Raw genomic sequence first — 12,637 nt, forward strand, 5'->3', positions numbered from 1 at the left:
ATCCCATGAGCATCAACAGCATCAAGAAACCCATGCGCGCTCACCAAATCAACATCGCTGCCCGAGTGGCCCGAGTCGCAGCGTTGGCTGCGCTCGGCGTACTGACACTCGCCGGTTGCAGCGGCGGCTCGAGCACCGAGCAGAATCCGGTCCCGGATCGTCCCACCGCGGGCGCCGACTATGTCGGCCCTGGCGCGGCGAATGACGATATCCAGGCCTTCCGTAACGAGTTCTGGACCAACATTCGCGGCGCCGATCGCTGCGGCGGCTGTCACAACGCCACGGGTCAATCGCCTTCGTTTGCTCGCTCGGACGATGTGAACCAGGCCTATCAGCAGGCCACCGGCATCGTGAATCGCGAGAATCCTTCACTGTCGACGCTGGTCACGAAAGTGGCCGGCGGCCACAACTGCTGGCGCGGCGATCCGGCCGCCTGCGCGAGCGATCTGACTCGTTGGATCACGGCGTGGGTCGGCGCGACGGGCTCCGGCGGCAAGCAGATCACATTGATCGAGCCGCAGCCGGTCGACGCGGCCGCTGGCAAGCGCCTGGATGCGAGCACGATTCCGACCGAGTTCAGGGGCGTCTACGACCTGCTCGATGAGCATTGCTCGGGCTGCCATCAGCCGGACTCCGCGACGGCGCAATCGCCGTTCTTCGCGGCCGGCGATCGCGCTTCGTTCAACCCGGCGGGCGCGGTGTTCCTGCAAGCCTATCAAGCGGCGATTCCGAAGATGAATCTGAACTCGCCGGAATTGTCCCGCTTCGTGGTGCGCCTGGGCCAGGAAAAGCACAACTGCTGGACCGCCGACTGCTCGGCGGACGCGCAGGTCATGCTTGCCCGCATTCGTACGCTGGCGAACGCGACGCCCGACCCGGTGCTCGATCCGTCGCTCATGCTCAGCAAGGCGCTGACGCTGTACGACGGCACGGTCGCGAGCGGCGGCAATCGCTATGAATCGAACATGATCGCTTTGTATGAATTCAAAACCGGCAGCGGCAACATCGCGTACGACACCAGCGGCGTCGCGCCCGCCGCCGATCTCGAGCTCTCGGTACCGGGCGTCGATTGGGTCGGCGGTTGGGGTATCAACATCCGCAGCGGCCGGGCCAAGACCTTCGGCGCGCCGAGCCGCAAGTTCAACGATCTGATCAAGGCGACGGGCGAGTACTCCATCGAAGCGTGGGTCGTGCCCGGTAACGTCACGCAGGAAGACGCGCGCATCGTCAGCTACTCCGGCAGCGCGACCGTGCGCAACTTTACGATGGGTCAGAACCTGTACAACTACGAGTTCGCCGCGCGCAGTTCCGAGACCGATGCGAACGGCATGCCGAAGCTGATCACCGATGACGACGCGGAACGTTTGCAGGCGTCGTTGCAGCACGTCGTCATGACGTTCGATCCGGTCAACGGTCGTCGCATCTATGTCAACGGCGAATTCACCGGCGACCTGGACAGCGCGGGCGGCGGAACGCTGGAAGCCTGGGACAATACTTTCGCGCTGTACCTCGGTAACGAAGCCAGCGGCGATCGCCAGTGGCAGGGCGTGCTGCGCCTGGTCGCTGTTTACAACCGCGCGCTGAACCTGCAGCAGATCAAGCAGAACTTCGAAGCGGGCGTCGGCCAGAAGTTCTTCCTGCTGTTCGGCGTGTCGCATATCGTCAATGTGCCGAAGTCGTACATCATGTTCGAAGTCACGCAGTACGACAGCTTCGGCTATCTGTTCACCAATCCGAAGTTCATCAGCCTGGATCCGACGGCGATGCCCGGCAACATCACTCTGGACAGCATGCGTATCGGCGTGAACGGCGCCGAAGCGCCGGTGGGTCAGGCGTATCGATTGTTGAATACGACCATCAACGATCAGCTGTACTCGGCCGCGACCGGTCAGCTGCTGTCCTCGGTGGGCACGATCATTCCGCTGGAGCAGGGGCCGGAATTCGACCAGTTCTTCCTGTGCTTCGACCAGCTGGGCTCCAGTCGGCATGTTTGCTCGGCGTACAGCCCGGGGCTGCAGCCGGCGAAGGTGGGCAGCTCGGGCACGTCCGACATCGGCGTGAAGCTGTTCGATGCCATCAACGCGAGCATGGCATCGATCACCGGCGTCGATCCCAACAACGCCGATATCAAGCGCTCATATAACAACGTGCGTCAGTCGTTGCCGGCGGTGCATGACCTGCAGGGTTATCTGTCCTCGCATCAGACCGCGGTGGCTCAGCTGGCCTTGCAGTACTGCAACGTGATGGTGAACACGCCGTCGTTGCGGACCGCCTTTTTCCCGGGCGTGGACTTCAGTGCGGATCTCACCCAGCCGGGCGGAGGCGGCAGAGTGCCGAACGCCAACGGCCAGGCGGTGCTCGACACCCTGTACTACAAGACCGTCGGCACGGCCACTTCGCAGTTGAACAACGACGCCAACGGATTCGATAGCGATATCGGTGGCCTGATGGGCACGCTGTGCTCCAGTCAGACCTGCACCGGACAGCGCACGGCGGATGTCGTCAAGGCTGCCTGCGGCGCCGCGCTCGGCAGCGCCACGACCCTGGTTGAGTAAGAGGCTCATCCCATGTTCATTATCAAGTCACAACGTAAACGCGCTCTCGGTCTGGACGAGCCTCTGAAACATGGCTCGCACAGGAGGCCGGTGACTCGCCGAGATTTTCTCGCGCAGGGTTTCACCACTGGCGCCGCTTCGGTGATGGTGCCGGCGGCTCTGAGCATGATGAATCCGCGTCAGGCGAAAGCAGAGCTTCACGACGATTTCGACAACATGCTGGATACCTGCGGTCTGACCGCGGGCGATCGTCGGATTCCATTCATCTGTTTCGATCTGGCCGGCGGCGCGAATATCGCGGGCTCGAACGTGCTGGTGGGACAGCAGGGCGGCCAGATGGATTTCCTGAGCACTCAGGGATATTCCAAGCTGGGCTTGCCCGGCAACATGCTGCCGAACAATGCGACCACCAATTTCGTCAACACGGAATTCGGCCTGGCATTTCATTCGGACAGCGCGTTCCTGCGCGGCATGCTCGAGAAAACCACGACGGCCACGCGAGCTCGAATCAACGGTGCCGTGATCGCCGCGCGTTCCGAGAACGACACGGGCAACAATCCTCACAATCCGATGTATGGGCTCGCCAAGTGGGGCGTCCGCTCGCGCTTGCTGACTCTGATCGGCTCGCAGAACTCCGAGTCCGGCGGCAACTCGATGAGCCCGGCCACGTTCGTGAACCCCGAGTTCCGCCCGACCAAGATCGATCGCGTCAGCGACGTGACGGGCCTGGTCGACACCGGCGACGTCGCCACCATCCTCAGCGCGCCCGACACCGTGCGGACGCTCGAGACCATGTACCGCATCACCGAGCGCAAGCTCGCCAACGTCAGCACCGGGCTGCCCAATGACGCTCAGGTCGAAGAGCGTTTCAAGTGCGCCTATCTGAAGAGCGCCGGCACGGTGGACATGTTCAGCAATCCCTCGACGTTGAATCCGTCGCTCGATACCGTCATTCAAGGACTGTTCGGCGCCGACTTCGGTGGCGACGGTGAGTTTCAGAAGACGGCTTCGGTGATGAAGCTGGTGCTCGAAGGCAACGCCGGCGCCGGTACCATCAGCATGGGCGGCTTCGACTATCACACGGGCGATCGTGCCACCGGCGAAGCGCGCGATCTGCGCGCGGGTCGTTGTATCGGTGCCTGCTTGGAATACGCGGCGGCGAAGAACAAGCCGCTGATGCTCTACGTCTTCAGCGACGGTTCGTTGTCCTCGAACGGCATGATCGACGACTCCGCCGGCGGTCGCGGCAAGGGTCAATGGACCGGCGACAATCAGCAGACGGCTGCGTCGTTCTTCCTGGTCTTCAGCCCCAACGGTCGTCCGACGCTCATCGGCGATGGCACTGCGGCTGCTCCGCGTCATCAACAACTCGGCTTTTACAGCGCCGGCGGCGACGTTGTCACGAGCAGCAGCCCGGCTGCCAACAACGTCAACCTGCTGGTGCAGACCGTGATCCTCAACTACATGGCGCTGCACGGCCAGAGCGGCGCGTTCAACGGCATCTTCGGCAACGCCCTCGGCACGGGCACGGCCCTCGATGGAATGACCGCTTTCAATCCCATCGTCAACGGTCCGGTGTAACTGATTTTTTCGCGCTGTCGATTGTCAGGCCCGGCTCTCGCCGGGCCTTTTTATTGGCGCGGGCCTTAGCACATTCCTCTTGCCGTGCGGCTTGCGTTTTCTGGCGCTTCGTCGAACTATCGCCTCCGAACGGCCGTTCGAGGCCCGGTACCTTCTCCATCGAGGACCAACTTATGAATGCCATGACTAACAACGACGTGATGAAGCATCGAATCACTGTCGATGAGTATTACCGCATGGCTGAAGTGGGCTTGCTCGCGCCGGACGCGCGAGTGGAATTGATCGATGGAGAGATCATTGATATGCCGCCCATGGGAAGCCGCCACGGCGGAACGGGAATGTTACTGATCCAGCGCTTCGTGAAAGCCGTTGGCGATGCCGCCATTGTTAGCAGCGGGTCGACGTTGATTCTCGGCGAATACAGTGCGCCTCAGCCCGATCTGATGTTGCTGCGGCCGCGCAATGATTTCTATCGTCGATCGAATCCAATACCTGACGACGTGCTGCTGGTGATCGAGACCAGCGACAGCACGCTACGTTACGACCGTGACGTCAAGGTGCCCTTGTACGCGCGGCACGGCGTTTCCAACTACTGGATCGTGAACCTCCGGAAACAGGAACTCCAGTGCTTCAGCAGTCCGCGCGGCGGTGAGTTTTCTGAGGTCGTGAATATTACAAATCCTGATCTTGTGCCCGTGAAGTCAGTCGGTGACGTCTCGGTCGATTTGACAGGCTTGTTCGAGTAACTCGTTCGCTCAGTTTGCGCAGTGAATTTTCAGGCCCGGCTCTCGCCGGGCCTTTTTCTGTGCGCGCGCTTTCCGCGCGTGCAGATGCGCGGGAATGCCGCGGAACGAAAAGCCCCTCCTACACCATTCCGGGCCGGATAGTTGTTGATTTTCTGGTCGAATCGCCAACACTAATCATCGATTCACGCCGTGGCGATGCTGATAAGGTCTGTCCAACATGGCTACCAACCCAGTGAGCAACAACAAGCACAGCCCGTACCGATTTTCGGTCGAGCAGTACTACCGCATGGCCGAAGTGGGTCTGCTCGCGCCGGATGCGCGGACGGAGCTGATCGAAGGAGAGATTTGCGATATGCCCCCGATAGGATGTCGGCACGCGGCCACGGTCTCATGGTTGCATCGGCAGTTGGTGAAGGCGGTCGGTGATCGAGCTGTAGTGTTCGAACAGTCGCCGCTGCGGCTGAGTCGTCACACCGAGCCTCAGCCCGATCTCATGTTGCTCCGTCCGCGTCGCGATCGTTATTGCGAAGCGCACCCGACCGCGCGTGACACGCTCCTGGTCATCGAGGTGAGCGACAGTACCTGGCTCTATGATCGGGAGGTCAAAATGCCGTTGTACGCCGCTTACGGAGTGCGTGAAGCGTGGCTGGTGGACGTCGGCGTAAAGACGTTGAACTGCTACGGCGCTCCGCACGGCGGCGCGTTCGTGGAGCAGGAGTTGATACAGCCGCCGCGGCCGCTAGTCGTGCCGTCGCTGGATATTCATATCGACCTGACGCGGCTGTTCAACTTCGGCGACTATTCCATCTCGTAACGGACTTCGACGAACAGCGTGCGGCCGCGGCCGGGGAAATAGCGATAGTTGCCGAAAGCGAAATCGGCGCGATCGGCATAGGCGCGGTCGGTGACATTGTTGAGGCGCAGGAGGGTCCGCCAGTGGTCGGTGACGTGCCAGCTGACGCGCAGGTTCAACAAGTCATGACCGGGATATTCGTTGGCATTGGCGGCGTCGACGAAGTACTTGCCGACCCCCACCCATTCCAGCTCCGCCGCTGCCGAAGGCACGAAGTTCCAATTCAGGCGAGCGGTGTTGATGTGACGAGGCGCGGTGTCGATGTCGCGGCCGGCGACGATGGTCTCGCCTTGCTCGATGACCCGGTTGAAATCGTAGGTGTGTTTCGCATAGGTGCCGGCGAGCGTCAGTGACAGCGTCTCGAGCGCCGCCCAGGAGAACTCATATTCGACGCCCTCGTGTTTGGTGCGCCCGTCGCTGACGTTGAAGCCGTTCGAGTCGCGAAAGATCACGTTGTCCTTGTCCATCGTGAACGCGGCGAGCGAATAGTTGAGCGGGCCGAAAAAGCCGCGTGCACCGAGCTCGATGCTGTCCAGGCGCTCTGAATCGAGATCCGCGACCGACTGCTGACGCTGCAATCGATACAGCTCGCTGGTGTCGGGCGCGCGATAGCCGCGAGTGGCGGTGACATACAACGTGTGATCGTCGGTGATCTCGTAGCTCAGGCCCAGCTTGGCAGTCACATTGTTGAAGTCGTCGCTGCGATCCGCGGGACGATTGAACAAGCAGCCGCCCGGGCAGGTCGCTCCGTTCTCGGCGGTGTTGCCGTCGATCATGCGGTTGTCATATTCGTAATCGACGTACTCGTAGCGAACGCCGCCCGTGGCCCGCCAGCGTTCGGCGAACGGTTGCTCGACTTGGCCGTAAATGGCGGCGACGCGGCTGTCGACCCGATAGTCGTAATGTTTGCCGGCGGGGCGAATGGCATTGGCGGCAGGCGCGCCGTCGGTGGCCGGGCCGGCTTGTGTTTCCTCGAGGAAACCCTGCGCAAACTCGATATCGATGCCGGTGAGGAAGCGCGTGTTGTTGAACGCGGTGAAATCCAGCGCGGTCAGCACGCCGACCGACTCCTGGCCGTTCTCCTCGAGCGGTTTGCCGATGAGGAAGTGCTGCAGGAAGTCCATGCGCGAATAGCGAGCATACGGACGCACGGCCAGATGCATGTTCTCGCTGAGCGGTTGCTCATAGCGACCCGTCAGGCGCACCGCGTAGGCATCGCGATATGCTTCCGGGTTGGGATTCGATCTGGCGATGGCTTCGTTGCGATAGGCATTGAAGCCTTGAATGAAACCGGCCGTTTCCTGATTCAAATTGGTGGCGGCGAGATCGAGTCCCATCTGCGCATCGCCGCGCCGGTGCGTGAGCCCGACATTCAACTTCTGTTCTTCGAGACCCGAGCTGTCGCGCCAGCCTCCGTCGTGCGAGGCGACGACGACACCGCCGATATCGGTCGCATCGCTCTTGTGGCTCAAGCCGAGCTTGCCGCGGTAGTACTCGTCCGGACCGGCTTCGAGCGCGACACTGCCGGCCGGCATTTCGCCGGGTTGAGCTGAAATCACATTGATCGCGCCGTGCATCGCGCCCGAGCCGTAAATCACACCGGCCGGTCCGCGCAGCACTTCGATCGAGCTGGCCTGTTCGCTGTTGACCTCGAACAACTCGTTGACGTTGCAAAAGCCGGTGGGGCGGATGGGCACGCTGTTTTCGAGAAACAGAAACGTGCCGCACGAGCCGGGGCCGCTCAGCACGGGCGAGCGGATCGCGGTAAGACTTTCCTCGCCGCTGTTGCGCTGGATCATCGTGCCTGGGGCGCGGTTCATGATCTCGCTGTGATGAGTCGAGCCGACGACGGTGACGTCATCGCCTTTCACGAGCGAAATGCTGCCGGCGAAGTCGCGCAGTTGTTCGGCTTCACGGGTGCCTGTAACGACGACTTCTTCCACGCGACCGTTGGTGCCGCGGTCAGCCGCTTGCACGGTGGTGATCAGGAGCGCCGTGCAACCGAGCAGGGCAGTGGAACCGAAGCGCGAAGCACGCATGATGTGAACCTGTACGTTTGAGTCGTCAGCGCGCCGGCGGCAACGCGAAGGCGACGACGTAATCGCCCTGCTTGGTCTTCAGCCCGCCATGCCCGCCGGCGGCAATCACTACAAATTGGCGCCCGCCGATCTCGTAGCTCATGGGCGTTGCCTGGCCCCCCGCGGGTAACCGGCCCTTCCACAGCTCCCGACCCGTCTGGATGTCGAACGCGCGCAGGTAATTGTCGGTGGCCGCGCCGATAAAGACCAGTCCGCCCGCCGTTACCATTGGCCCCCCCATATTTGGCATGCCAATGGTCCGCGACGGCACAAACCAGGGCGTGCGGTCGCGGGTCGAGCCAAGCACGACTTGCCAGAGGATGGCATTGCGCCGCAGATCGATGGCCGCCAGCGAGCCCCAGGGCGGGGCGGTGCAAGGCAGCCCGAGCGGCGATGCCAGCATTTCGCGGCGCATGCCATAGGGCGTGCCTGCCTGCTCAGCGAACTCGGAGTCGGGATAGTTCCCGGAGTCGCGCATGGCTTGCAGTTGGTCGCGCGGAACCAGAGTCGCAACCATGGGCACATGATTGACGGCGGCCAGGATGAGCTGGCGCTCATGGTCGAAGGCGAGGCTGCCCCAATTCACGCCACCAACGAAACTGGGCGAGAGAATGGTTCCCTGCAGACTGGGCGGCGTGAACAAGCCTTCCGAGCGATATTTGCTGATGAGATCGCGACACCTGGCGCGATCGATCACGGTCAGGCCCCAGGCATCCTGCGCAGTCACGGCGGCGTGCGAGACCAGCGTGGGAGTCGCAGGAAACGGTTGCGTCGGCGACGCGAGCTCGCCGGGCACGGTGGAGGCAGGCACTGGACGCTCGACGATTTCGAACACGGGCTCGCCGGTCTCGCGATCGAACACGAACAGCAGACCGGTCTTGGTGGCTTGCACGACTGCAGGGATGGATTTGCCGTCGCGGTCGAAGTCGATGAGCATGGGCTGCGCGGCGAGGTCGTAGTCCCACAGGTCGTGATGGATGAGCTGTCGATGCCAGACCAACTCGCCCGTCTCGGCGCGCAACGCGACCAGCGAGTTCGCGAAGTTGTTCAAGCCGGGGCGCTCGCCACCGAAAAAATCCGGGCTGGCCGAGCCTGTCGGCACGAAGATCAAGCCGCGACCCGCATCGACCGACAGCATCGACCAGGCATTCGCGCCACCCGTGCGTCGAGCGGATTCCTCGGTCCAGCCAAGTGCCGTCGCTGCTTCGTTGGTATTGGGAATGGGATCCCATGACCAGCGCTGCACGCCGGTGCGGGCATCGAAGGCACGCACCATGCCTCGTTCCAGCTCGACCCCTCGATTGTCACCAATCGCCGAGCCCGTGATGATCAGGTCGCGATACACCGCCGGTGGCGACGTGACTAAATATTCACCTCGCTCGGTCGGTCTTGCGCCGGCAGCGAGATCGACACTGCCGTTGCTGCCGAAGTCCATGCACGGCCCGCCGTCGCGAGCGTCGAGCGCGATCAGCCGCGCGTCCAGCGTGCCGATGAAAATGCGCTGGGCGCAACGAGCGGTGGCGTCGGCCGACTCATCGGTCCACCACGAAACGCCGCGGGAAGTGGCTTCGGAATAACGTACATGGCGCGGCGTCTTCGGATCGTGGCGCCAGCGAAATCTACCGGTGGCGGCATCGAGCGCGATCACGATGTTGGTCGGCGTGCTCAGATACAGCATGTCGTCGACCAGGATCGGCGTCGCTTCGAACGACATTTTGTCGGCGCGCAGGAAGCCCACACCGAGCTCGCCGGTGCGATAGGTCCAGGCGATTTCCAGCTGATCGACGTTGTCCGAGGTGATTTGCCGTGACGCTGCGTGACGAGTACCGCCGGCATCGCCGCCGTAGGACTGCCATTGAGCGTCGTCATCGTTGAGCCGCCGGTGCGGAGGCGCGGCCCACGCCTGACCGGCGATCGAGGCGATCCATAGCAGCGTGGCCAACCGGCGACAGGCAAATGTCATGCAAAAAGCCTAGCGATCAAGGTTCGGCGTCACAAGCTCTGTCTTATAATTTCGACGATGAAGGCCCACTCCGCATGCCGCGCGCGACGTTTCCCAGCGTCGTCGTTTGCGATGTTCATCGCGCTGGTCCTCGGCGCGTCGTCGATGTCGCCCGTCCTGGCCGCGACCACCGAGCAGGCACGACCGCGTGTCGGTCTGGTACTTAGTGGCGGCGGCGCGCGGGGCGCGGCCCACGTCGGTGTGCTCAAAGTGCTCGACGAATTGCGCATCCCCGTCGACGCCATCGCCGGTACCAGCATGGGTGCGGTGGTCGGCGGTTTGTATGCGTCGGGCATGCCGGTCGCGGATATCGAAAAACTGCTGAGCTCGGTGAATTGGGAAGACGCGTTCAAGGACCGTCCACCGCGCGAGGAACTGGGGTTCCGTCGCAAGCAGGACGATCGCGAATTCCTGGTGCGTTATGCGCTCGGTGTGACCGACAAAGGTTTCGTGTTGCCGCGGGGCCTGGTTCAAGGCCAGAAGCTGGAGCAGGTGTTGCGAAGCGCGTCGCTGCCGGTCGCGGCCGTTCAGCACTTCGATCGCCTGCCCATTCCGTTTCGCGCGGTCGCCACGGATCTGGAGACTGGCGAAGCGGTGATCATGGATTCCGGCGATCTGGTCACGGCGATGCGAGCCAGCATGTCGGCGCCGGGTGTGTTCGCGCCGGTCGAACGCGATGGCAAATTGCTGGTCGATGGCGGGATTACCGAAAACCTGCCGGTTGCCATTGCCCGCGCGATGAAAGTCGACGTGCTGATCGTCGTCGATGTGAGTTTTCCCTTGTACGCCAGCGAGGAATTGACCTCGCCCATCGAAGTCACCAATCAGGCGTTTGCGATTCTGATTCGTGCGCGGACGCGTGAGCAGCGCGCGTTGCTCGGGCCGAGTGACATCGTGATCGAGCCGCCGCTGGGCCGGTTCGCCTCGGCGGAATTTGCTCGTGTGCCGCAGGCATTGCGCGCTGGCGAGATCGGAGCGCGAGAGCAGACGGCAGCGTTGCAGAAGCTCGCGTTGAGCCCGGACGACTATGTGACTTATCTGGCCACCCGCAATCCACGGGACGCCAGTCTGCCGACCATTCAATTCGTGCGAGCCGATCCGCGCTCGATGGAATACGACGCCCTGGTGAAGGCGACCATGAACGATCTGGTCGGCAAGTCCATGAATGCCGATCAAGTACGCAGCAAGCTGTCGTCGCTGTATGCGCTGGATCGCTTCGAGTCCATCGATTACAACTTGATCGAAGAGGACGGGCGCACCGGGCTGGAGCTGGACTTGAAACGCAAGAGCTGGGGGCCGAATTACGTGCGCTTCGGCTTGAACCTGGAAGACAATTTCGAGGGCACCAGCCGTTACAACGCGGCCATGCGTTTCATCGCCACCGAGCTGAATCCGCTCGGCGCCGAATGGCTCACCGACATTCAGATCGGCGACAACCCCAAGGTCTTCACCGAGCTGTATCAGCCGCTGTCGCTGGCGAGCCGTTACTTCATCGCGCCCAGTATCGATTTCGAGGAGCGCAGCGTTTACCAGCTCGGCGCCGATCGCAAGGACCTGCTGGCGGAGTATCGCGTGCGGACCTTGCAAGGCGGCCTGGACATCGGGCGTGAGATATCGAACTGGGGCGAGGTCCGGTTCGGCATGCGACGGGGCACGGGGCGTTCGCGCCTGCTGATCGGCGACCCGACGCTGCCCGCCGCCGAGTTCGATCGCGGCGGTTATTTCGCGCGCTTCTCCTACGACCGACTCGACAGCATTTTCTTCCCGCGTCATGGCCAGCAGTTCGAGTTCCAGTGGCGGGGCGAGCGCGAGAGCATCGGCTCGGAAGAAAACCTGAATGCGTTCGAGACCTCGTGGCTGGTGGCGCGCTCGTTCGACCGGCACACCCTGATCTTGTGGCTGGAGGGCGGGACCACGGCCGACGCCGAGCTGGCGCGACCGGAAAACTTCTACTCGCTGGGGGGCTTCCTGAACCTGTCCGGTCTGCCGCCCGGCTATCTGGCCGGGCCTCACTATGGGATCGGCCGACTCATTTATCAGCGGCGGGTGGGGCGGGGCGGCGAGGGAGTGCTCAACTTCCCGGCCTATGCGGGCCTGTCGTTCGAGGCGGGCAACACCTGGCTGGACAGCGCCGACGCCGGCTTCGGGGACTTGCGGAAGAACTTCAGCGTGTTCTTCGGCGTGGACTCCCCGCTCGGGCCCGTCTATCTGGCGACGGGCTACGACGCCGAGGAACACCAGAAGGCGTTCTATCTGTTCCTCGGCCGCACCTTCTAAGGATCCGTCGAGTCGAAAGCGGCCAAGGCCCTTTCGACTCGGAGTTAACGGTCGACCTTCTCGAACTCGAGCGTCGGCCGGTCGCCTGGGCGGAAATACACATAGCGGCCGCTCATTTCCTTGAGCATGCGATCGCGCTCATCGCGCGTGGCGTACCAGTGCTCGCGGGTCCAATCGCCGCCGACCAGGTTCTTGAAGGGATCGGTGGAGCGCAGTTTCACTCGGATACCGAACTGGCAGTCGCGCGGCACGGGGCGCGCAAGATTGTGCTCGTGAGCGATGGGCATGGGGGCGTTGAGACAGCGTCTAGGATTTGGACAAGTTCTAAGCGGGCGCGATTTTACCCGGAGCGCCCTGCCACCTACCAGCCGCAATGATCCGGAGCGCGCTGTGAATTCTTTTTAATCACGGTGTCTCCCCGGCGGTGGTCCACTCGTCTTTAGGGTGGAGGCCGCTGAAATGCGCCAAGTCCGTGGCGTACCTGCAACTTTCAGTGGCAAGGGTGAGCAACCGATCCTGCGATCCGAGAGCCGATCATGCGCGAC

At 62.6% G+C, this 12,637-nt stretch carries 8 protein-coding genes; 5 read left to right on the plus strand and 3 right to left on the minus strand.

The genetic code is table 11. The features are described 5' to 3' along the window. Nucleotides 1–5 precede the first annotated feature (5 nt). From EKO19_RS12850 to EKO19_RS12865, 4 genes are all read left to right on the plus strand, one after another. A complete protein-coding gene (locus tag EKO19_RS12850) occupies nucleotides 6–2,555 on the plus strand; it encodes a LamG domain-containing protein (protein WP_217705302.1) in 2,550 nt (849 codons plus the stop codon). Nucleotides 2,556–2,567: 12 nt separating this feature from the next. Then, nucleotides 2,568–4,136 carry a general secretion pathway protein GspF gene (locus EKO19_RS12855; RefSeq protein ID WP_129776797.1) on the plus strand — a complete coding sequence of 523 codons (1,569 nt, stop codon included), beginning with the start codon at nucleotides 2,568–2,570 and terminating at the stop codon, nucleotides 4,134–4,136. Nucleotides 4,137–4,309: 173 nt separating this feature from the next. Beyond that, nucleotides 4,310–4,882, plus strand: coding sequence for a Uma2 family endonuclease (locus tag EKO19_RS12860; RefSeq protein ID WP_129776798.1), 573 nt, complete (start codon nucleotides 4,310–4,312; stop codon nucleotides 4,880–4,882). Between the two features lie 217 nt (nucleotides 4,883–5,099). Continuing rightward, the gene (locus EKO19_RS12865; RefSeq protein WP_129776799.1) at nucleotides 5,100–5,696 is read left to right on the plus strand and encodes a Uma2 family endonuclease; all 597 of its coding nucleotides are present in this window, start codon (nucleotides 5,100–5,102) and stop codon (nucleotides 5,694–5,696) included. Here EKO19_RS12865 and EKO19_RS12870 read toward each other — a convergent pair. Both EKO19_RS12870 and EKO19_RS12875 read right to left on the minus strand, forming a co-directional pair. Then, nucleotides 5,681–7,774 carry a TonB-dependent receptor gene (locus EKO19_RS12870; protein WP_129776800.1) on the minus strand — a complete coding sequence of 698 codons (2,094 nt, stop codon included), beginning with the start codon at nucleotides 7,772–7,774 and terminating at the stop codon, nucleotides 5,681–5,683. The two genes, EKO19_RS12865 and EKO19_RS12870, sit on opposite strands and share 16 nt — an antisense overlap. Before the next feature lie 25 nt (nucleotides 7,775–7,799). Then, nucleotides 7,800–9,776 (minus strand): pyrroloquinoline quinone-dependent dehydrogenase, encoded by a 1,977-nt coding sequence (locus EKO19_RS12875; protein WP_129776801.1) that lies wholly within the window; start codon nucleotides 9,774–9,776, stop codon nucleotides 7,800–7,802. Nucleotides 9,777–9,833: 57 nt separating this feature from the next. Between EKO19_RS12875 and EKO19_RS12880 the strand changes: the two genes are divergently transcribed. After that, nucleotides 9,834–12,092, plus strand: a complete 2,259-nt coding sequence (locus EKO19_RS12880; protein WP_129776802.1) for a patatin-like phospholipase family protein — start codon at nucleotides 9,834–9,836, stop codon at nucleotides 12,090–12,092. Between the two features lie 44 nt (nucleotides 12,093–12,136). Here EKO19_RS12880 and EKO19_RS12885 read toward each other — a convergent pair whose 3' ends face one another. Further along, nucleotides 12,137–12,379 (minus strand): hypothetical protein, encoded by a 243-nt coding sequence (locus tag EKO19_RS12885; RefSeq protein ID WP_129776803.1) that lies wholly within the window; start codon nucleotides 12,377–12,379, stop codon nucleotides 12,137–12,139. Between the last annotated feature and the right edge of the window lie 258 nt (nucleotides 12,380–12,637).

This window comes from Peristeroidobacter soli, assembly GCF_004138485.1.
GTDB classification, from domain to species: Bacteria; Pseudomonadota; Gammaproteobacteria; order Steroidobacterales; family Steroidobacteraceae; genus Steroidobacter; species Steroidobacter soli.